Genomic DNA, 21,387 nt, shown 5'->3' with positions numbered 1-21,387 from the left:
GTGCGTCGGTCACCTCAGCAGGCCCTTCATCTCGATCGTCGGCAGCGCCTTCAGCGCCGCCTCCTCCGCCTCGCGGGCCGCTTCCTTCGCGTTCACGCCGAGCTTGGAGGTCTGGATCTTCTGGTGGAGCTTGAGAATGGCGTCCATCAGCATCTCGGGGCGCGGCGGACAACCCGGGAGATAGATGTCGACGGGGACGATGTGGTCGACGCCCTGCACAATCGCGTAATTGTTGAACATTCCGCCGGAAGACGCGCAAACCCCCATGGAGATGACCCACTTGGGGTTCGGCATCTGGTCGTAGACCTGCCGCAGGACGGGCGCCATCTTCTGGCTCACCCGGCCGGCCACGATCATCAGGTCGGCCTGGCGCGGAGAGCCGCGGAAGACCTCCATGCCGAACCGCGCCAGGTCGTAGCGGCCGGCGCCGGTCGTCATCATCTCGATGGCGCAGCAGGCGAGGCCGAAGGTCGCGGGGAAGACGGAGGCCTTCCGGACCCAGCCCGCGGCCTGTTCGACGGTCGTCAGCAGAAAGCCGCTCGGCAGCTTCTCTTCGAGTCCCATGGGTGCTCCTCAGCCCCTCAGTCCCATTCCAGGCCGCCGCGCCGCCACACGTACGCGTAGGCGACGAAGACGGTGAGCACGAAGAGCAGCATCTCCACGAGCCCGAAAAGCCCCAGGGCGTCGAAGGTGACGGCCCAGGGGTAGAGGAAGACGATCTCGATGTCGAAGACGATGAAGAGCATCGCCGTCAGGTAGTACTTGATCGGGAAGCGGCCGCCGCCCGCAGGCGTCGGGGTGGGCTCGATGCCGCACTCGTACGCCTCAAGTTTCGCCCGGTTGTACCTCTTTGGCCCGATAAGCGTGGCCATGACCACGGAGAAGATCGCAAACCCCGCTCCCAGGGCACCGAGCACGAGGATGGGCGCGTACGCATTCACGCTCCTCGCTCCTTCCAGTCGTCCTTGACCGTTGGACCGCACCGTCGAGCCACGGGACCTCCACGAAGATCGCCAACATGTGAGGCAGTTCACAAGCCCGACGTCCGCGTATCTTAAGCCCGCCCCTCTGTGATCTGCGACACGGGGTACGCCAAGGACTTTGTGATCTCCACCACCTGACGAACGATCATGAAGTCGGATGAGCGGTGATCTTGCCACGCGAAGCGCCCAGGTGATCACCAGATGTGACATCCGCATCGGAAATCGCTGGTCGGAGGGGGTCTTGCACTATCAAGCGATGAGGGCTACACGCAAATTGGCCCTGGGGCGCCGACGGGTGATAAAGGAACCGGCCGTCGCCCGGTCGGGGGGCCGCGCGTACGCGGGTGGACACGTGCACGCGTTCACGAGCCCGAATGTGACCTGCACCACAAGTGAGGGTCCGTCGGAAAAACGGGGCTTGGCCATCGAGGTGAAGAGGTGGTAAGTGACGGGCAATTCGGACGTTTCCTTGAAAACCCGTGATCAAGGCCCCGATGAGCCGTGCCCGTTTTGCCCGTTACGGCGTCAATAAAGGCGCAGAGGAAGCGGATTAGGGGGTTCCGAACGTAACTGTGGCGCAACCCACGTTTCTTGAAGGGAACCGTGAAGCCCTGATAGCGGTTGTACCCATGTCCCAGACCGCTCCCATACGTAGCCACCGGAAGCCCCGCCGCAGCGCCTCGAAGATGGCGCTCCGGGCCGGAGTTGCCGGTGGCGTCTTCAGCACCATCGCGGTGGCCGGTGCCGCCGCGCCGGCCAACGCCGAGCCGGTGACCGAGACGACCCTCGAGATGCCCACCCTGGGCTCCCTCAAGGCCGACCTCGCCGGCGCCGTCGCCGCCTCCGCCGAGGCGAGCCAGCAGGAGGCCCTGGACCAGAGCCTCGCGGCCCAGGAGGAGGCGGCCCTCAAGAAGGCCGCCGCGGACGCCAAGAAGGCCAAGGCCGAGGCCGACCGCAAGGCCGAGGCCGAGCGCGCCGAGAAGGCCCGCGCCGAGGCCAGGGAGCGCGCCTCCCGCACCGCCACGCGCACCACGCTCGCCGCGAAGTCGTCCTCCTCGTCGGACTCCGTCGGCAGCTCCTCCTCCAGCAGCTCGCAGGTCGCCACCGGCTCCGCAGCCGCGATCGTGGCCTTCGCCCGCGCCCAGGTCGGCGACGCCTACGTCCGCGGCGGCACCGGCCCCAACTCCTGGGACTGCTCCGGCCTCGTCCAGGCCGCCTACCGCCAGGCCAACATCGACCTGCCGCGCATCTCCAGCTCGCAGTCGAGCATGGGCACCTCCGTCTCCCTGAGCAACCTCCAGCCGGGCGACATCCTCTACTGGGGCAGCCGCAGCGGCTCGTACCACGTCGCCATCTACGTCGGCGGCGGCAAGTACGTCGGCGCGCAGAACCCGTCGACCGGTGTCGTCGAGCGCAGCCTGGACTGGGACACGCCGTCGGGCGCCGTCCGCATCCTCTGACCGGTCCGTCACCGGACACGCGGAAGGGCCGTCACTCCTCGGGGGAGCGACGGCCCTTCGCCGTCTCACCGTCCCGCGCGCCGTCCTGCGCCGGGTCGCCGTCCGCCGTGATCCGGCGGGGGCGGGCTATTCCGGCAGCGGCCAGGGCTCGTGACCGCTGAGGTCGGCGGCCGGACCCACCTCGTGGAACTCCAGGCCCAGATAGATGCGCCCCGCCCACTCCTCCGGCGTCTGGTGGCCGATGTGGTCCAGATCGCCGACCTCGGACTCGTCCGTGAGGTCCCAGTCCGCGAAGTAGGCGAAGACCCGGACGCGGGCCTCCTCCTCCGACACCCCGAACCGCCCGGCCAGCGCCGCGACGATGTGGCGCACGGTGTCCGCGCCCCGCTCGGTCACCGGCACGGGGAAGTCGGTCATCTCCTCGCCGATGTGGTGCCCGGCCGCCCGCAGCTCCGTCCGGAGGCGGTCCGCGTAGCGCCCGGCGAAGGCGTCGGCGCGCGCCCACAGCGCCTCGGTGTCCGGCTCCCGGCCGCCCTCCCGCGCCTCGGCGAGTTCCGCGAGGTCCCGGGCCCGGAGCTCACGCTCCTCCGCCACGAACTCCGGCCCCGCGAGCCGCTCGGCGAGGGCGCACGCCTCGGCGAAGCGCTCCTCGTCGGCCGGGTCCGCGACGACGTCGTAGACGGCACGGGCCAGCTCCCGCTGCCCGTCGACGGACTCCTCGGGGCGGCGGGCGGCCTCCGGCAGCTCGGTCACGCCCTTCAGGATCCAGCGGGTGAGCCCGATGTCGAAGGCGCCGACGGCGCCGTCCGGGCCGTAGCCCTCCCGCAGCAGCAGCTCGGCCGTGCCGTGCGCCCGGATCAGGCAGTTGCGCACCGGGCCGAACCACGGGGTCGCCACCACGGGCAGCAGGAGCGAGCAGTAGCGGACGACCATGAGCGCCGCCGCCCGGACCCGGTCCTCCTGCGCGCCCTCGGGGAAGGCGGCCGGTTCGAGCGCCTCGGGTCCGTCCTCCGGCTCCTCGTCGTCGTCCTCGTCGTCCTCGTCGAATTCGGGGAACTCATCATCGAATTCCGGGAACGCGTCGTCGTCTTCCATGCGGTCGTGCACAGGTCTTTCCAGTCGTTCGGTCGGGTGCGGGGAGAAGACACCGCCCCGGCACGCCTGAGCGTACCGGGGCGGTGATCAGGGACGGATCAGGTGGCTACCACGTGATGATCCCCATGAACCACTTGGCGAACCAGCGGCCCCAGAAGGAGGCGCTGAACTTCTTCACCACGTGGAAGGAGATCTGGTGACCGCCCGACACCGGCTTCGAGCGCGGGGTGTGCGGATAGACATTGCTGTTCATCAGCATCGGACCCTCCACGAAGGGACGGCTCTGCCGCAGCTTCGGCGGGTTGGAGTCCGCCCGGAACTTGGCCACCTCCTTGGCCCACTCGTCGTTGGCCTCGGTGAAGACCTTGCCCTTGAACTTGTTGAACTCCGACTTCGGGATCCGGAAGTGGATGACGGCGGGCTTGACGTGGTCGCCGCCCTTCGCCCGGTTCTCCTTGTACGTCGTCTGCCGCGTGGCCCACTGCCGCGCCTGGTCCTCGAGCTTCGTGGTGTAGAACCCGGTGCCGAAGTCCATGTTGCGCGGCTTGAAGTCCGGGTCGACGCCGTTCGCCTGGATGCTCTTCGCGGCGGCCAGTGTCGTGCCGTGGTACAGGTCGACGTACTCCTCGTCGTCGTCCTTGTCCTTCTTGCGGTTGTTGTTCTCCTGCTTCTTGGCCGGCGCCTCCTTGGTGGGAGGTGCCTGCTTCGAGAGCGAGGGGGCGTCGTCGGCCTTCTTGCCGGCCGCCTGGACCCCGTCGATCGCCTTGCCGGCGTTCTTGGCCCACTTGGCACCGGTGGCGACGTTGCCCGCCACCGGGACGGCGGAGGCCGCGGACAGGGCCGCGTTCTCCCAGTCGCCCTCGGCCGCGTAGATGCCGGCGTTGACCAGGTCCGCCGCCTCGCCGACGACCGGCACCATGCCGACGACGTCGAGGGTGGCGTGGGTGATGTCCGACCAGCCCCACAGACCGTCCGGGTCCGTGAAGGCGAGCGGGTTGTTGTACCCGTAGTTGTAGCCCTGCATCTGCAGGGGGTCGAGCATGTCGATGACCGGGTCGACGCTCAGGAACCTGCCCAGCGCCGGGTCGTACTCCCGTGCGCCCAGATGCGTCAGTCCGGTGTCGTCGAGCGTGCCGCCGACGAACCCGCGCTTGCCCGGCCAGTTGGCCGGTGCGGTGCCGCGGAGCTGGCCGTACGCCGTGAGCTTGCGCGGCGTGACGGTCATGCCCGGGGCCAGCAGCACCGCGAAGGCCGCGGTGTTGTGGTAGTCGGTGATCAGCGCGGACACCTTGTCCGTGCCGCCGGGCGCCGTGCTCGCGACGCGGACGAAGGTCGGCGCCCCGACGTGGGTGTAGTAGCGCGTGCCGGTGAGCGTGCCGTTGGGCAGTGCGGTGATCTCGGTCTCGCCGAGGTACAGCGTGCTGCCGGTGGGCGTCCTGCCGATCAGGCGGTTGCCGTCGGCGTCGTAGACGTAGGACGCGAGCTCGCCGCCGGTGTCCTTGTTCCCGACCCGCTGGAGCCGGCCTTCGGCGTCCCAGTCGAGCTTCTGGCGGACCGATCCCTCGGTGCGCTCCTCCGTGTCACCGGCCGCCGTGTAGGCGAAGTCGGTCGTGGTGGGGGCACCGCTTCCGACCTGGGTGGTGACGGAGCTGAGGGTGTGCGGCCGGGCGGCCTTCGGGTCCGGGTAGGCGTAGCGGCGCTTGACGTCCTTGGCGGTGTCACCGGAGGGGTCGTGCTTCGTCTCGGTGAGACGGCTGCCGGTCGGGCCGAAGGTGTACGAGTGCCAGTACGGCTGCGGTCCGCCCACCTCGGTGGCCGACGGCTTGGCGGCGCAGACGTCCGGGGTCTTCGACGTCCACGCCTCGGTGAGCTGGCGCAGGGTGTCGTAGACGTAGCACTGGGTGTCGGTGACCTTGCCGGCGCCGCTGCCCGTGTGCTCGGTGGCCTTCTTGACGTTGCCGATCGTGTCGTAGCTGTACCGGACGTCGTTCACGCGGTGGTCGGCGACCTCGCGGTCGTTGATCTGCTGCGTGAGCCGGCCGGTGTGCGGCTCGTAGAAGTTGGTCGTCCACATCCGGTACGGGGCGTTGCCCGCGGTCGTCTGCAGGACGCGGCCCTGGGGGTCGTACTTGGTGTCGTTGACGTACCAGTCGATGCCCGAGGTGGTGAGGGCGAGGCCCTCGGGGGTGTAGCGGTTCACCACCTGCTCGGCGGTCAGGCCGCCGCCCGCCGGGAGGGTGGTGGTGGCCGGCTTGCCGGTCGGGGTGTAGGTGTAGCGGTAGGTGTACTCGCCCTTCAGGCCGCCGGCGGCGTCCGGAATGACGATCTTGCGGCCGGTGGGCTGGTACTCGGCGTCGTAGCCGGTGACCTCGTTGACGTACTGCGCCGTGCCCTCGTACCGGGTGGACGAGGTGAGCAGACCCAGGGCGACGGTGTCGTAGAGCCAGGACGCGCGCTTGGTGCGCTTCTCGCCCTCCACCTGGTACTGGGCGGTCTTGCGGCCCAGCTCGTCGTACTCGGTCTCCAGGACGACGCCCCGGGAGTCCTTCACGGTCCGCTGGCGGCCCGCGTTGTCGTAGGTGAACGACGAGGTGCCGCGGTCCGGGTCGGTGGCCGTGAGCTCCTGGCCGCGGACGTCGTAGGTGGACGTCCACTCGACGCCTTCGGCGTCCTTGGTCCTGACGCGCTGACCGCGGACGTCGTACTCGAACGTGGTGCTGGTGAACGACGTGCGCGCCGCGTCGGTGAAGTGGTCGATCTTGACGACCCGGCCGAGCGCGTCCTTCCACGTGCGGGTGGGGGTGCCGCCCGGCGGGGGAAGGGTGGTGGTGTAGTCGCCGCCGAACTCGGTCCCGGCCTCGAACGCCTTGACGTCGCCGTGCCAGGTGGTCTGCTTCACCGAGCGGTTCATGCCGTCGTAGACCGAGGTGGTCCAGGACGGGATCTCGGTGTCGCTCTTCGGGACGTACAGCGCGTCGGACGGCTTGCCGACGGCGAAGTACTTGGCGTTGACCCGGCGCACGCCGCCGCCGGAGTTGTAGAGCGTGTCCGTGATGATGCGGCCGCCGCCCACGGCGTCCGTCTGGCTCTGCCGCTCGCGCAGCCGGCCGTCGTAGAGCGTCTTGGTGGTCGCGTAGGTGCCGTTGTCCCGGAGGGCACGGGAGGTCACGACGGTCGGCTTGAGGCCGTCGATCCGGTACGAGTACTCCAGGCCCGCCGCCTGCCCCGCGCCGGACCGTCCGGGCGACCAGACCTTGACAAGACGACCGAGCGGGTCGTGCTCGAGGCGGGTCACGCGCTTGTTGGCGTCCGTCTTCGACAGGGCCAGTCCGCGGCCCGTCTCGAAGTCGGTGGTGAGCTCGTGGCCCTTGGGGTTGGTGACGACCGTGCGGGTCGGCACCGCGTCGTCGGGCGTGTACGCGGTCCTCGTGACCTTGCCGTCGGCGTCGGTGATCGCCGTGGCGCGGCCGTACTTGTCGTACGCCGTGGCCGAGGTCAGGGAGTAGCCCGAACCGTCCGCCTGGACGTCCTCGGTGCGGGTCACCAGGCCCTTGGTGGGCACGGCGCCGAAGGCGAGGCCGTCGTAGAAGGTGCGGGTGTCGTCCATCAGCCGGTCCGGGCCGGCCGTCGCGGCCGTGGCGCAGCTGCCGGCGGTGGTGCGGATCTGCACCGGGTAGCCGAGGAGGCCGACGGCGGTGTTGTGCCGGTAGGTGATCGCCGAGCAGGTCTCGTCGCCGGGCGCGCCGGAGTCACCAGTGGTCTGCGTCCTGACCGGCAGCGGGTAGTCCGGGTCGAACTCGAGGGTCGAGTTCGTCGTCGTCCGGGTCTTCCCGCCGCTGACGTGCGCGGTGGTGGTGGTCGACAGCTGGGCCGTCTGGCGGGCGATCAGCGGGCTCGCGCCCCCGGTGCGGGCGTGGCGGCCCGTCTCCCGGGTCCACAGCCGGTTGACCACGGTGCCGTCGATGACGGCCGGGGTCGTGTCGCCCCGGTAGGTGATGGTCTCCGCCACCTGCCCCTGGAAGGCGGGCAGGTCCTCGTCGATCTTCGCGCCCGCGTGGTCGGTGACGATCTGCTTGCGGGTCTCGCCGCCGGGCAGCGGGTCGCCGTGCAGACCGCGGTAGTAACGGTTCTCGACCAGGGTGCGGGTGGTGCCCTCGTCGGCGCTCGTCTCGCCGGTGCGGACGCGCACGGCCCCGTAGCCGCGCCACTCGTTCCAGGTGCGCTGCTTGGCCTTGGTGAACTCGCTGTCGTCCTTGGCCCAGCCGGCGTCGCCCACGTAGTCGAAGGTGGTCACCTGCGGCGGCGCGCCGCCGACGTGGTCGTCCTCCTGGATCGCGGTGACGACGTACTTGTTGAACCACTCGGGCTTGGTGGTGTCCTCGCCCGACGGGGTCCAGTTGACCGGGTAGCAGCGGCTGCCGTTCGCCTCGGGCTTCGGCTTCGCCGCGCCCGGGTCGCACGGCTTGGAGTAGGTGATCTTCACGCCGGCGCCGGTCTCGGTGTAGATCGAGGCGATGCGCAGCCGCTCGAACGGCGGGCGGTCGTCGGTCGGCCGGGACACCCGGTTGGGCATCGGGTCACCGTTGGCGTGGAAGACCACCGGGGGCAGCGACTTGGCCGCGCCGGACGCGTCGTAGCCGGTGCGGACGACGCGGTCGAGCCAGAGCGGCGGGTTGGTGTCGTACCGGGTGTGCAGGAAGTTCTGCTTCAGTTCCCAGCTGTCGACCTTGCGGTAGTCGGTGCTGCCGGGGGACTTGGCGACCTCGGTGGTGATCTCGCTCAGCCGGATCCGGGTCCAGAACGTCGGCGAGGAGACGTAGCACTTCTTCTTCTCGGCGCAGTACGTGTCGGACGGGGTGTCCGGCCAGCGCTGCGCGTCCTGGCCCTTCTTGGTGAACTTCTCGGGGGCGCAGTCGAAGGTCTCGGTCGTCATGCAGCGTTCGGGGGTCGTGAAGACCACCCGCGCGGGCGCCGGAGCGGCGTAGACGTTGCCGGTGTGGTTGCTCAGTCCGTACTCGATGCGGACCGGGTGGCCGCCGCGCACGTACTCGACGGGCGTCTTGACCTTCTCGTTGCGCGCGTAGTGGTTGGTCTCCTTCTTGTGGTAGACCGCCATGGCGTTGTGCGCGGTGTCCTCGACGTAGTCGAGGTTCCAGCGGTACGCCTGCGTGCAGGAGGAGCCCGCGAAGTCACCCGACTTGTAGCAGGGCTCGCCGGGGTGGTTGCCGAAGACCGGGGCGGTGAAGACGGAGTCGGTGGTCGGCTTGCCCTCGGTCCAGCCGGGCAGCTTGTTCAGTCCGAAGTGGTAGCGGACGCCGTCCGGCGTGGTGATGATCCAGTGCTCGCCCGCGTCCTTGCCGTCGGGGTCGCTCTTGTCACCGTTGTCGGCACCGGTCTTGAACTCGACGCGCGTGCCGTCGTCGTTGGCGAGCTTCCACTTGCCGGACTTGTCGTCCTTGACGAGGGGCGCCGCGGAGCCGTTGAGGCTGAGGACCGCGTTCTCGGTCGGGCCCCACCAGCACAGGTCGCCCTTCTTCTTCGTGGTGTTCGGCAGGCGCCCGGCCGAGTCCTTGGCCCGGTCGTCGGCGCAGGTGCGGAACTGCCGCTCGATGAAGCCCGGGTGGTAGTCCCAGCCGTCACCGATCCACGAGGCCTGGTTGTTCGTGGTGGAGGTGCGGCCGTCGACCATCTGCGACGAGTAGGTCAGGGAGATGTCGGGCTTGGGCCCGGCGATCACGGGCGGAACCTGGACCGGGTAGGCCCAGCTGAAGCCGCCGGCCGCGCCACCGTGGGTCCACTTGCCGGAGGGCTGGAGCGAGGTCGCCGAGTAGTCGCCCGACGAGCCCGCGCCGCCGCCGGTCGCGGCGAGGACGAAGCCGCCGCCGGCCGCGGTCTGGATCGCGCTGTGCGAGACCCGGCTGAAGCCGGACGGGGTCACCTCGGGCTCGGGGGCCGCCGCCGCGGGGTCCACGGTGGTGGAGACGACGTCGGCGCCCGCGTCGTTGACCGATCCGGTCTCGATCGGGTCCGAGCAGCCCTCGGCGTCGGGGGTGGTCAGGAAGCACTCGGGCAGCCGGATGAGCTGGAGGCGGGAGCCCCAGTCGGCGCCGTAGAGCTGCTCGAAGGCCTTGTAGTTGACGCCGACCTGGACGGGGCCGGTGGTGCCGGCCTGCGGCTCCAGCTTCATCAGGACGCCGTCGATGCCGGCGTCCTCGGTCGCCTCGCGCGAGGCGACGGTGACCTGCCAGGTGCCGGTGGGCGCGGGATCCTCGGCCGGGGTGGCGAAGGAGGCGTTCTCGGCGGGCGTCTTCGCGCCCTCGGCGGATGCCTTGCCGCCTTCGGCGGGCGCCTTGGTCGTGGCGTCCTTGTCGAAGGTGCCGGGTACGGCACCGAGCATGACCGGCAGTCTGCCGACGCGGACCATCTCACCGGGCTTGCCGGTGACGGGCGCCGGGACGGCACGAGGTGCGCTCCAGACGGCGTGCCGCACGGAGGAGGGCTGGACCTGCGACGACTCCTGGGTCGCCGTCGCCGCACCGCCGTTGATGACGACGGTGCCGGTGCCGCTCTCCGGGGCGGCCGTGCGCTCGACCTCGTATTCCCCCTGGGTGTCGGGTGCGGGCGGGAGCTTGTACTCCGCCTCGCTTTCGGTGCCGGGTACGGGCTTGGTGCTCTGCAGGTCGGGCAGAGTGACGCCACCGCGTACCGGGCTGTCGGCCCACGCCTCGATGGGCAGGAGTGTGGCGGATATCGCGAGCGCCAGGACGGCCCCCACCGCTCCGCGTGGTCTCCCGCCACCTCCCCTCGGCGGTCCGGACCGGAACACAGACACGTTGATTCCCCCAAAGTGTCGAACAAAGAAAGTCGCCGAAGTATGACCGGAATGGCTCAGCACAGGGAAATCACCCGCATAAAGCGGGGATAAATACCCCTGATGATCATTAAACGGACATTGAGCCTTGGTCAGGAACGTGCTGGTCACGGGCGATTCGGAGCTTCCCGTGCGGGCGTGCAAAGATTCGGCCGCTATGCCGGGGGGCGCGATGAGACCGCCGTTCCGGAAAACAGAACAGGAATTGGGGGGAAGTGCCGTGACGACCACACGGCCCACGCGGCCTCGACGACGCATACGCCTGTGGGTGGCGGCGTCGTTGACGGCCGCTGTCACCGCGACGGGCCTCGCCGTGCTGCCGCAGCTCGACGACGAGGAACACCGGTCCGCGTCGCCCGCGGCGGCGCCCAAGGGACCGTACGACGAGGACGGCGCGATGCGGGAGGCCCGCAGGACGGGCAAGCGCGTCGAGGCGACCGGCCTCCGCACCACCCACGCCACCACGTACGCCAACCCTGACGGAACGTTCACTCGCGACCAGGCCACGGCCCCGGTCCGGGTGAAGGCCCCGGACGGCTCCTGGACCGCGGTCGACACCGCACTCCGGTCCGACGGCGCGGGCGGCTTCCGCACGAAGGCGACGACCGGAGCACTGACCTTCTCCGGCGGCACCGACGGACGGACGGGCACCGACGGGCGTACGGGCACCGGCAGCACCGAGCGGGCCGCCCGCGCCGCCGCCCGCCCGGCCACCGGGCCGGTCGCGGGACCGGCGGCCGGACCTGCCGCGGGCCCCGCCGCCCGTACCCCGGAACAGCCCGCGGTCCCCGCCGGAAGCCCTCTCGTGCGCTTCGCCACCGGCGGTCACACGGTCGAGGTCGGCTGGCCCGCCGCCCTGCCCGCGCCCCGCGTCGCCGGCACGCGCGCGCTCTACCCGGACGTCCTGCCCGGCGTCGACCTGCTCCTGACGGCCAGGAACGACGGCTTCGCCCAGTCCTGGATCGTCAGGAACCGCGAGGCGGCGGCCAGTCCGGCCGTCCGCGCGCTCACGCTGTCCCTGAACTCCCCCACGCTCGCCCTGAAGCGCAACGCCGCCGGCGGCCTGTCCGGCACCGACGCCTCCGGCAAGGAGGTCGTCACCGCGCCCACGCCCGTGATGTGGGACTCCTCCGGCCGCAAGGACGACGCCGGCGACACCGGCGCCGCACCGGACCGCGCCAACCTCCCCGCCGGCCTCGAAGGCCTGCACGCCCTCGAAGGCCCCGAACCCGGCACGCACAGCGCGGTCGTCGGCTCGGAACTCAAGGGCGGCACGCTCACCCTGAAGCCCGACACCGCGCTCCTGGACGACCCGAAGACCACCTACCCGGTCTTCATCGACCCGTCGTTCAACGGCCACACCCAGGCCTGGACGCTCGCCTACAAGCGCTACCCGAAGTCCAACTTCTGGAACGGCGCCGGCTTCAACGGCGGCACCGACGAGGCCCGCGTCGGCTACGAGAACCAGACCAACGGCACCGGCCGGTCCTTCTTCCGCGTCGACTGGGACCTCAAGGACGCCATCATCAAGTCCTCCACGTTCCGGCTCTACGAGACCCACTCGTGGTCCTGCTCCAAGCGCGACGTCGAACTGTGGCTGACCGGCTCCATCTCCTCGTCCACCACCTGGGACAACCAGCCGTCCTGGGCCGACCAGCTCGACAAGGTGTCCGCCTCGCACGGCTACAGCTCCAGCTGCCCGGACGACTACATCGGCTTCAACGCCAAGGACGCCGCAGTGAAGGCGAACGCGTCCGGCTGGCCCAACATCACCCTGGGCGTCAGGTCCACCAGCGAGACCAGCGTCTACTCGTGGAAGAAGTTCCGCGACAACCCGGTGATGACGACCGTCTACAACCGGCCGCCCCGGACCCCGAGCTCCCTGGCCACCAGCCCCGGCGGCAAGTGCGTCACCACCTCGCCCGGCCCGCGCCTCGGCATCGGCGACGTCACCGTCTCCGCCAAGTCGTCGGACCCCGACGACAACCTGAAGTCCGTCCACCTGAAGATCTGGCAGACCAGCCCGGCCGGCGGCCCCGTCCTGTACGACGGCAAGCCCACCCTCAGCGGTACCGGCGCGGTCAGCAAGCGGCTCACCGCCGCGACCTTCCCCGCGAACAGCGTCCGCACCTACGCCTACCGGGCGCAGGCCTGGGACACCCAGGACGCCCACTCCGCGTACTCCAGCACCTGCTACTTCACGGTCGACACCGGCAAGCCCGGCCCGCCCGTGCTCACCTCCACCGTCTGGCCCGACTGGGACGAGACGGAGAAGTGGGGCCCGGCCCTCGGCACCACCGGCCGGGTGACCATCACCGGCGGCGGCAACGACGTCGCCGGCTACTGGTACAGCGTCGACACCACCACGTACGACAAGCCGGCGACCTACGCGAACGGCGTCTGGTACATCGACTTCAAGCCCGTGCACTCCGGCCCGAACGTCCTCTACGTGAAGACCAAGGACAAGGCCGGCAACTGGTCCGACCGCGCCGACTACCTCACCTACGCCACGCCGCCCGCCGGCACCGACGGCCCCGGCGACACCACCGGCGACCGGCTGGCCGACCTGTTCGTCGTCGACGGCTACGGCGACCTGCGGCTCTACCCCAACCTGGCCAAGGGCGACGTCAACTACTCCCTCGACGCGGCCGGCCAGGCGGACGGCAAGGTCGCCCGCGGCTACTGGAAGAACGCCCTGATCACCCACAACGGCGACTACTGGGGTGCCGACGGCTTCCAGGACCTCGTCGCGCGGATGCCCGACGGCAAGCTGTGGATCTACCCCGGCAACGGCCTCGGCGGCGTCGACGTCGGCCGCCGCACCGAGATGCTGCTGCCGGCCGGCTCCCCGAGCCCGGCCGCGCTCAGCCAGCTCGTCTCCGTCGGCGACATCGACGGCGACCGCAAGCCGGACATGCTCGCCACCGAGGGCGACGCCATCTGGGCGCTCCTCGGCTACACCGGCGGCACCGTCTCCAAGTCGGTACGGCTGTCCAGCAGCCCGTGGGCGGAGCGCGACATCGTCTCCGTCGGCGACCACAACAAGGACGGCGCGGTCGACCTGGTCTACCGCACGTACGCCTCCAACCGCCTCCTCATCCGCTACGGCAAGAAGGACGGCGACGGCAGCGGCACCAGCCTCACCTCGCTCGCGGCCGCCGCGAACTCCCTCAAGGGCGAGGACGGCGTGTACGGCTCCGGCGGCTGGACCCCGACCAACGTCCGGCTGCTCACCGGCACGCCGGACGCCAACGGCGACGGCATCCCGGACATGTGGGCCGTGATGGGCGACAACTCCGCCCGCTTCTACCCCGGCGGCGCGGAGGTCCACGGCGCACCGGTCACGGTCGTCGCGGCCACCGACGGCGGCGTCGGCTGGAAGAACAAGCTGGCCATCGGCTGATCCGCGTCGTCACGCCGTCGAAGGGCCGCCGCTCCCCCCGGGGGGCGGCGGCCCTTCGCCCTTCCTCACGCGCTCCGCTTCCCGCGGAACGCCTCGACGATCCGGGCGTAGCTGTCCCCGCCGTGTCCGGCCGCCACCGCCTCCTTCATCAGCTCCAGGTGCAGCCGCGGCAGCCGGCCGTCGATCCCCCGCTCCTCGCCCGCGTGCAGCAGGTGCCCGATGCCCGCGACCTGGATGTCGATGGTGGCGTCGTCGCCCGGGTACTCCCCCGCGTCGATCTGGTCGGCGTACATGGTGAGGAACCAGGACACCGTGCGCAGCCAGCGCACCGAGACCGCCGTGAACTCCTTGGCCGGCACCCCGTCCGCGCCCACGAGCGCGGTCGCGTGCAGCCAGCCGCCGAAGACCGACCACATCAGGCCGAGCAGACCGGCGTCGTAGAGCGAGGCGAGCCCCGCGTCCGGGCCCAGGTCGACCGGGTCGCCGAGGGCGGACAGGGCCGGGCGGTGCGCGGCCTGCAGCTCGGGACCGCCGGCGTACAGGATCATGTTGGCGCTGTCGCCGATGCCGGGCGGGGTGGTCATGATCCCGCCGTCGAGATAGCCGATGCCGTGCCCGGCGGCCCACTCGGCCTCCGCGCGGGCCTGCTCGGGCGAGCCCGAGGTGAGGTTGACCAGGGTCCTGCCGCGCAGTTCGGCGGCGACCGGCTCGAGCAGGCCGCGGACGGCGTCGTAGTCGAGGACGCAGACGACGACGAGCCCGCTCGCCGCGACCGCCTCGGCGACGGTGGCGGCGCGGCGCGCGCCGCGGGCGACGAGCGGGTCGGCCTTCCCGGGGCTGCGGTTGAAGACGGTGGTGGGGTGTCCGGCGTCGAGGAAGGCGCCGGCGAGGGCGGAGCCCATCCGGCCGAGGCCGAGGACGGTGACGCTCTCCTTGCGCGTGGAGCTGTGCGTGGCGCCGTGGTTGTCGGTGTGCGTGGCGCCGTGGTTGTCGGTGTGGTTGTCGCTGTGCGTCTCGTTCATGGCTCCACGCTCGCAGCGCGCCGAGCCCGCCGACAGCGGCGTAACTGACGGGCGGCGCACGGTTCCTGCCACGGTGTCAGTCCGCTGGAGTACGGTCGTGGGCATGAGCGCTGGAACGGTCGCCGTCGTCCTCGTGCCCGACGAACAGGGCACCCTGTCGCCGTGGGACCTGTACGAACTGTCCACGGTGTCCATGGTGTTCGGGGCGCCGCACGCCGACCTGGCCGATCCCTGGTACGAGCTGCGGGTCTGCGGCCCGGCTCCGTTCGGGACCCACGGCCTGGCGGGACTCGCGGGCGCGGACACCGTGATCGTGCCGTCGGTGCCGGACGCGGTGGCCGAGGGCCGTCGGGAGCTGCCCGCCGGGCTCGGCGCGGCCCTGCGCGAGGCGTACGCGGCGGGCGCCCGCATGGTCTCGATGTGCACCGGGGCCTTCGCACTCGCGGCGGCCGGCGTCCTCGACGGCCACCGTGCCGTCGTCCACCGGAACTACGCGCCCGCGCTGGCCGCCCGCCATCCGCGGGTCACCGTCGACGCCTCCGTGCTGTACACCGACGAGGGCCGGGTGCTCACCAGCGCGGGCGCCGCCGCCGGCCTGGACCTGTGCCTGCATCTCGTGCGGAAGGACCTCGGCGCGGGGGTCGCGGCGGCCCTCGCCCGGCGCATGGTCGGCCCGGCCCACCGGCCGGGCGACCGCCCCCAGTTCGTCGAGGCCCCGCTGCCGCCGTCCGGCGAGGACGGCCTCGGGGCCGCCCTCCAGTGGGCGGTGGAGCACCTCCACGAGCCGCTGACCGTCGAGGAGCTGGCCCGCCGCGCCCACATGAGCCCGCGCACCTTCCACCGGCGGGTCCGCGAGGCGCACGGGACCACGCCGCTGCAGTGGCTGCTCGGCGAGCGCGTGGCCCGGGCCCGTACGCTCCTCGAATCCACCGACCTGCCGGTGGAACGCGTCGCCGGGGAGAGCGGTCTGGGTTCTGCGGCGAACCTGCGCCGCCACTTCACCCGCGCGCTCGGGGTGTCCCCCGGCGGCTACCGGCGCGCGTTCGCGCTCACGCCTTCGGGGCCACCTTCGACAGGCCGTTGATGATGCGGTCCATGGCGTCGCCGCCCGTCGGGTCGGTGAGGTTGGCCAGCATCTTCAGCGTGAACTTCATCAGCAGCGGGTGGGTGAGGCCACGCTGGGTCGCGATCTTCATGACCTTCGGGTTGCCGATGAGCTTCACGAAGGCGCGGCCCAGCGTGTAGTAGCCGCCGTAGGTGTCCTTGAGGATCTGCGGGTAGTTCCGCAGGGCCAGTTCGCGCTGGGCGGGCGTCTGGCGGGCGTGGGCCTGGACGATGACGTCGGCGGCGATCTGGCCGGACTCCATCGCGTAGGCGATGCCCTCGCCGTTGAACGGGTTGACGAGACCGCCGGCGTCGCCGACGAGCAGCAGGCCCTTGGTGTAGTGCGGCTGGCGGTTGAAGGCCATCGGCAGGGCGGCGCCGCGGATCGGCGTCGTCATGTTGTCCGGGGTGAAGCCCCAGTCCTCCGGCATGGACGCGCACCAGGCCTTCAGGACCTCGCGCCAGTCCAGCTCGCGGAAGGCGGAGGACGAGTCGAGGATGCCGAGGCCGACGTTGGAGGTGCCGTCGCCCATGCCGAAGATCCAGCCGTAGCCGGGCAGCAGCCGGTCCTGCGGGCCCCGCCGGTCCCACAGCTCCAGCCAGGACTCCAGGTAGTCGTCCTGGTGCCGCGCGGTCGTGAAGTACGTCCGCACGGCGACGCCCATCGGCCGGTCCTCGCGCCGGTGCAGGCCCATCGCCAGCGAGAGCCGGGTGGAGTTGCCGTCGGCGGCGACGACGAGCGGCGCGTGGAAGGTGACCTCGCGCTTCTCCTCGCCGAGCTTGGCGTGGACGCCGGTGATCCGGCCCGTGCGGTCGTCGACGATCGGGGCGCCGACGTTGCAGCGCTCGTACAGCCGCGCCCCGGCCTTCTGCGCCTGCCGGGCCAGCATCTCGTCGAAGTCGTCGCGCTTGCGGACGAGTCCGTAGTCCGGGTACGAGGCGAGATCCGGCCAGTCGAGCTCGAGCCGCACGCCGCCGCCGATGATCCGCAGGCCCTTGTTCCGCAGCCAGCCGGCCTCTTCGGAGATGTCGATGCCCATCGCGACGAGCTGCTTGGTGGCGCGCGGCGTGAGCCCGTCACCGCAGACCTTCTCGCGCGGGAACGCGGTCTTCTCCAGGAGCAGGACGTCGAGTCCCGCCTTGGCCAGGTAGTACGCGGTGGTCGAGCCGGCCGGGCCCGCCCCGACGACGATCACGTCTGCGCTGTGCTCGGAGAGGGGCTGCTCGGTCACGGCGGGGTCTCCCGAAGACTCGACGGTTGGGGGCGGTACGGACGTACTGGGGCAGTCTATGGGGGCCGATCGCGCCATCGCCCGAGGGTGTCCCGCCCGTCCGGTTCCCCCACGGCGGAATTCGAGCCGGTGCGCGGACACTGCTGTCGTGGTCATCCGATGGCCGACGGTCCTGCTCGGCCTCCAGGCCCCGCCCTGCCCGGGCTCCAAGCCCCGCCCTGCCGGGGTCGAAGCCCCGCCCTGCCCGGCCTCGAAGCCCCGCCCACTCGGCCTCGAAGCGCCGCCTACTCGGCCTTGAAGCCCCGGTGCATCGCGACGATTCCGCCCGTCAGGTTGCGCCAGGCCACCCGCTCCCAGCCGGCCTTCTGCAGCATCCCCGCGAGGGTCGGCTGGTCGGGCCAGGACCGGATGGACTCGGCGAGGTACACGTAGGCGTCGGGGTTCGAGGAGACGGCGCGCGCCACCGGCGGCAGCGCGCGCATCAGGTACTCCTCGTACACCGTGCGGAACGGCGCCCAGGTGGCGTGCGAGAACTCGCAGATGACGACCCGGCCGCCGGGCTTCGTCACCCGGTACAGCTCGCGCAGCGCCTGGTCCGTGTCCTGGATGTTGCGCAGGCCGAAGGAGATGGTGACGGCGTCGAAGACCTCGTCCTTGAACGGCAGCTTCGTGCCGTCGCCCGCGGTGAACGGCATCCACGGGTGGTTCTTCTTGCCGACCCGGAGCATGCCGAGCGAGAAGTCGCAGGGCACGACGTACGCGCCGGCGCGGGCGAAGGGCTGCGAGGACGTCGCGGTGCCGGCGGCGAGGTCGAGGACCTTCTGCGCGGGGCGCGCGTCGACCGCCTTGGCGACCTCCTTGCGCCAGCGCCGGTCCTGCCCGAGCGAGAGGACGTCGTTGGTGAGGTCGTAGTTCGCCGCCACGTCGTCGAACATCGAGGCGACTTCGTGCGGCTGCTTGTCCAGGGATGCGCGGGTCACCGGACCATTGTTGCAGCCGCCCCTCCCTCCGGGCGGGACCGGCCCCGCCGCGCTCAGCGCGCCCGGTAGACCAGGCGGCCGCCGATGACGGTGGCGACGCAGGTCGACGGGCCCAGGCGGACCAGGGCCGCGCGGTCGGGGACGTCGAAGACGGCGAACCGCGCCGGGCGGCCCGCCGACAGCGCGGGCAGCAGCACGAGCGGGCGCGGTGCGAGGGACGGCGGGCCCGGCAGGTTCGGCGGGCGCTGCCCCACGGCCAGCCCGGCCCGGCGCACCGCGTCCTGGGCGGCCCGCCCGCGCAGCTCGCCGCCGACGGCGACCGTCCCGTGCGCGAGGAGCCGCTGCACCCCGCGCCGTGCGCTGGCGCCGAGCCGTACGGGCTCGGCGTGGAACAGCTCCCGCGCCCGCTCGCCGAAGATCGGTTCGGTGCCGTACGTGTCGGCCTCGCGCGGATCCGGGTGGTAGGTCTGTTCGAGGAGTTCGGGGCCGTACGGGTTGAGCAGCCCGGGCGTGAGGATGCCGGGCCAGCGGCGCAGCCGGGCGTCCTGGTTCGCCTCGGCCAGCTCGTCGTACGGGCCGACGGCCGCGACGAACGCGCCGTCGACCAGGACCGCGGCCTCGGGCGAGGCGTCGGCGACGTGCAGCGTCAGCACAGTCCTGTCCCTTCCTGCGGCGCGCGGGCCCGGGCCCGCCCCGCCCGGTCTCAGTTGGCGTCGAGCAGCTTCAGCTCGGGGTGGGCCGTGCCGCCCTCGATCGCGATGGACGAGATGTGGGAGACCACCCGCTCGTCGACCGGGTCGTTCGCCGGGTCGTCGTGGACGACCAGGTGCTCGTACGTCGTCGCCCGCTGCGCCGGGACGCGCCCGGCCTTGCGGATGAGGTCGATGATCTCCATGCGGTTGGAGCGGTGCTTGGCACCGGCCGAGGAGACCACGTTCTCCTCCAGCATGATCGAGCCCAGGTCGTCGGCTCCGTAGTGCAGCGACAGCTGACCGGCCTCCTTGCCGACGGTCAGCCACGAGCCCTGGATGTGGGCGACGTTGTCGAGGAACAGCCGCGCGACGGCGATCATGCGCAGGTACTCGAAGATCGTGGCCTGCGTGCGGCCCTTCAGGTGGTTGTTCTCGGGCTGGTACGTGTACGGGATGAAGGCCCGGAAGCCACCCGTCCGGTCCTGCACGTCACGGATCATCCGCAGGTGCTCGATGCGCTCGGCGTTGGTCTCGCCGGTGCCCATGAGCATCGTGGAGGTGGACTCGACGCCCAGCTCGTGGGCGATCTCCATGATCTCCAGCCAGCGCTCGCCGGACTCCTTGAGCGGCGCGATGGCCTTCCGGGGCCGGGCGGGCAGCAGCTCGGCGCCGGCGCCCGCGAAGGAGTCGAGGCCGGCCTCGTGGATGCGGGTGATGGCCTCCTCGACGGAGACGCCGGAGATCCGGGCCATGTGCTCGACCTCGGACGCGCCGAGGGAGTGGATGACCAGCTGTGGGAACTCCGCCTTGATGGCCGCGAAGTGCTTCTCGTAGTACTCGACGCCGTAGTCCGGGTGGTGGCCGCCCTGGAACATGATCTGGGTGCCGCCGAGCTCCACGGTCTCCGCGCAGCGGCGCAGGATGTCGTCGAGGTCGCGGGTCCAGCCCTTCTTGGTGTCCTTCGGCGCGGCGTAGAAGGCGCAGAACTTGCACGCCGTCACACAGACGTTCGTGTAGTTGATGTTGCGCTCGATGATGTACGTCGCGATGTGCTCGGTCCCCGCGTACCGCCGGCGGCGCACCGCGTCCGCGGCGGCGCCCAGCGCGTGCAGCGGCGCCGAGCGGTAGAGGTCGAGCGCCTCCTCGGGCGTGATCCGGCCACCCGCGGCGGCACGGTCGAGAACGGCAGTGACATCAGAAGACGTGAGTTCGGCGTTCTCGGTCACCGGGTGTGTCCCTTTCGGAGGCGTGCGTACGCGAACCGGTGCGTACTGAACGGACCGAACCAGCCTACGCCAGGGCCCTCACGCGGATTGGTGCCGGTCCTGAGCCAACCGATCGGCCGCTCCGCCCCTCTCCTTTACCGGAATCCCCCGTAACCTCCGTATCGCCCGAATCGCACCCGGAGCACGTCATGAAACGTCGCCGCCGCCCGGCCCGGATCCTCGCGGCCGCCCTCGCCCTCGGCACCACGCTCGGCCTGGTCACGGGCTGCTCCGACGAGGGCGATCCGCTCTCCTTCGACACTCCGCGCGGCGAGCGCTCGGGTCAGCAGCAGGCCGCCCAGCAGCACGGGCCGGGCGGCGCGGGGACGGGCCAGGGCACGGGCGCCACCGTGCCGAGGACCGTCTTCCCCACCGGCCCCAAGTCGTCCTTCACCGTGCACCGCGCCCTCGAGGACGGCACCAGGATCGGCGTCACCGAGCTGCACGGGGAGAAGTCGGGATTCACCGGCCGGGTGTGGGTATGGGCGCCGAAGCAGTATTTCGACCCGGCCTACGCCGACAGCGGCTTCCCGGTCCTCATCACGCTGCCCGGCGGAAAGGGCTTCCCCACGAATTACTGGACGGGCAAGGGCATCGACCTCCAGGGGAACATCAGCCGCTGGGCGGAGGAAGGGAAGAGCCAGCCGTTCATCGTCGTGATGCCCGTTCTCAACCCGAGCGCCGAGTTCTACCACGACGGCAGTGATATACCCGGACAGCCGAAAATGGGGACCTGGCTGACCGAGGACGTCCCGGATTTCGTGCGGGCCAATTTCCGCACGTTCGACTCCCGGGACGGCTGGGCGTTCATGGGCTCGTCGTCGGGCGGCTTCGCCGGGCTGAAGTCCGTGCTGCAGAAGCCCGACAAGTTCAAGGCCGTCATCGCCTCCGGCCCGGACACCGTTCCGGACTCGCCGCTGTGGAAGGGCCACGAGGCCGAACGCCAGGCCAACAACCCGGAGAAGCTGGCCGCCGCCCTCGGCCGGAAGCCCGACAGGCCGGAGAACCGGACGTACGTGGCCTTCCAGATCGGCACCAAGGAGTCGGGCATGGCCAGGATCAAGGCCTTCATGCGCCGCTACACGAAGGGCCCGCTCAAGACCCGGCTCCAGGTCATCCAGGACGGCGAGCACAACGCCCGCTCGTACATGCGGGGCATGGACGACGGCACGATCGCCTGGATCAGCCGGCAGATCCAGGGCCCGATCAGGTCGGAGCCGGAGGCAGCGGCGGAGGGGTGACGGAAGGATCGGCGGGCGGGCCGGGGCGGCCGGCGGGCG

The 21,387-nt window shown here is 71.1% G+C and carries 13 protein-coding genes; 4 read left to right on the top strand and 9 right to left on the bottom strand.

Annotated elements, in window-relative coordinates; translation table 11 throughout:
* Nucleotides 1-9: 9 nt before the first annotated feature.
* Nucleotides 10-564, bottom strand: a complete 555-nt coding sequence (locus ESG85_RS07835) for a NuoB/complex I 20 kDa subunit family protein (protein WP_053654534.1) — start codon at nucleotides 562-564, stop codon at nucleotides 10-12.
* A 17-nt stretch (nucleotides 565-581) separates the two neighbouring features.
* On the bottom strand, nucleotides 582-941 hold the full coding sequence (locus ESG85_RS07830; protein WP_030494815.1) for an NADH-quinone oxidoreductase subunit A: 360 nt from the start codon (nucleotides 939-941) through the stop codon (nucleotides 582-584).
* A 671-nt stretch (nucleotides 942-1,612) separates the two neighbouring features.
* Here ESG85_RS07830 and ESG85_RS07825 point away from each other — a divergent pair.
* Nucleotides 1,613-2,443, top strand: a complete 831-nt coding sequence (locus ESG85_RS07825; RefSeq protein ID WP_128977318.1) for a C40 family peptidase — start codon at nucleotides 1,613-1,615, stop codon at nucleotides 2,441-2,443.
* 126 nt (nucleotides 2,444-2,569) lie between these two features.
* Here the strand turns inward: ESG85_RS07825 and ESG85_RS07820 are convergent, their stop codons facing one another.
* Both ESG85_RS07820 and ESG85_RS07810 read right to left on the bottom strand, forming a co-directional pair.
* On the bottom strand, nucleotides 2,570-3,538 hold the full coding sequence (locus tag ESG85_RS07820) for a hypothetical protein (protein WP_164986187.1): 969 nt from the start codon (nucleotides 3,536-3,538) through the stop codon (nucleotides 2,570-2,572).
* Nucleotides 3,539-3,644: 106 nt separating this feature from the next.
* Nucleotides 3,645-10,313, bottom strand: coding sequence for an RHS repeat-associated core domain-containing protein (locus ESG85_RS07810; protein ID WP_128977315.1), 6,669 nt, complete (start codon nucleotides 10,311-10,313; stop codon nucleotides 3,645-3,647).
* 376 nt (nucleotides 10,314-10,689) lie between these two features.
* Between ESG85_RS07810 and ESG85_RS07805 the strand changes: the two genes are divergently transcribed.
* The gene (locus tag ESG85_RS07805) at nucleotides 10,690-13,812 is read left to right on the top strand and encodes a VCBS repeat-containing protein (protein WP_128977314.1); all 3,123 of its coding nucleotides are present in this window, start codon (nucleotides 10,690-10,692) and stop codon (nucleotides 13,810-13,812) included.
* Nucleotides 13,813-13,877: 65 nt separating this feature from the next.
* Here ESG85_RS07805 and ESG85_RS07800 read toward each other — a convergent pair whose 3' ends face one another.
* A complete protein-coding gene (locus ESG85_RS07800; RefSeq protein WP_128977313.1) occupies nucleotides 13,878-14,834 on the bottom strand; it encodes an NAD(P)-dependent oxidoreductase in 957 nt (318 codons plus the stop codon).
* Nucleotides 14,835-14,937: 103 nt separating this feature from the next.
* Here ESG85_RS07800 and ESG85_RS07795 point away from each other — a divergent pair, with 103 nt between their 5' ends.
* Nucleotides 14,938-15,918 carry a GlxA family transcriptional regulator gene (locus ESG85_RS07795; RefSeq protein WP_128977312.1) on the top strand — a complete coding sequence of 327 codons (981 nt, stop codon included), beginning with the start codon at nucleotides 14,938-14,940 and terminating at the stop codon, nucleotides 15,916-15,918.
* Here the strand turns inward: ESG85_RS07795 and ESG85_RS07790 are convergent.
* The 4 genes from ESG85_RS07790 to mqnC all read right to left on the bottom strand — a co-directional run bounded on the left by ESG85_RS07790 (nucleotide 15,884) and on the right by mqnC (nucleotide 20,068).
* Nucleotides 15,884-17,170 carry a geranylgeranyl reductase family protein gene (locus ESG85_RS07790; RefSeq protein ID WP_128977311.1) on the bottom strand — a complete coding sequence of 429 codons (1,287 nt, stop codon included), beginning with the start codon at nucleotides 17,168-17,170 and terminating at the stop codon, nucleotides 15,884-15,886. The two genes, ESG85_RS07795 and ESG85_RS07790, sit on opposite strands and share 35 nt — an antisense overlap.
* 284 nt (nucleotides 17,171-17,454) lie before the next feature.
* Complete coding sequence (locus ESG85_RS07785) at nucleotides 17,455-18,150, bottom strand: demethylmenaquinone methyltransferase (RefSeq protein ID WP_128977310.1); 696 nt, start codon at nucleotides 18,148-18,150, stop codon at nucleotides 17,455-17,457.
* 53 nt (nucleotides 18,151-18,203) lie between these two features.
* Nucleotides 18,204-18,803, bottom strand: coding sequence for a hypothetical protein (locus ESG85_RS07780; RefSeq protein ID WP_128977309.1), 600 nt, complete (start codon nucleotides 18,801-18,803; stop codon nucleotides 18,204-18,206).
* Between the two features lie 50 nt (nucleotides 18,804-18,853).
* A complete protein-coding gene (mqnC, locus tag ESG85_RS07775) occupies nucleotides 18,854-20,068 on the bottom strand; it encodes a cyclic dehypoxanthinyl futalosine synthase (protein ID WP_128977308.1) in 1,215 nt (404 codons plus the stop codon).
* Between the two features lie 188 nt (nucleotides 20,069-20,256).
* Here mqnC and ESG85_RS07770 point away from each other — a divergent pair, with 188 nt between their 5' ends.
* Complete coding sequence (locus tag ESG85_RS07770; RefSeq protein WP_128977307.1) at nucleotides 20,257-21,348, top strand: alpha/beta hydrolase; 1,092 nt, start codon at nucleotides 20,257-20,259, stop codon at nucleotides 21,346-21,348.
* The last annotated feature ends 39 nt before the right edge of the window (nucleotides 21,349-21,387 follow it).

Source organism: Streptomyces roseicoloratus, assembly GCF_004117935.1.
Taxonomy (GTDB): domain Bacteria; phylum Actinomycetota; class Actinomycetes; order Streptomycetales; family Streptomycetaceae; genus Streptomyces; species Streptomyces roseicoloratus.
The sequence above is the reverse complement of the archived record's forward strand: the minus strand, read 5'-3'. Positions and strand labels throughout refer to the sequence as shown.

Coding starts and splice junctions, on each gene's coding strand:
- ESG85_RS07835 (WP_053654534.1), bottom strand. CDS start 564: ATGGGACTCGAAGAGAAGCTGCCGAGCGGCTTTCTGCTGACGACCGTC.
- ESG85_RS07825 (WP_128977318.1), top strand. CDS start 1,613: ATGTCCCAGACCGCTCCCATACGTAGCCACCGGAAGCCCCGCCGCAGC.
- ESG85_RS07820 (WP_164986187.1), bottom strand. CDS start 3,538: ATGGAAGACGACGACGCGTTCCCGGAATTCGATGATGAGTTCCCCGAA.
- ESG85_RS07800 (WP_128977313.1), bottom strand. CDS start 14,834: ATGAACGAGACGCACAGCGACAACCACACCGACAACCACGGCGCCACG.
- ESG85_RS07795 (WP_128977312.1), top strand. CDS start 14,938: ATGAGCGCTGGAACGGTCGCCGTCGTCCTCGTGCCCGACGAACAGGGC.
- ESG85_RS07770 (WP_128977307.1), top strand. CDS start 20,257: ATGAAACGTCGCCGCCGCCCGGCCCGGATCCTCGCGGCCGCCCTCGCC.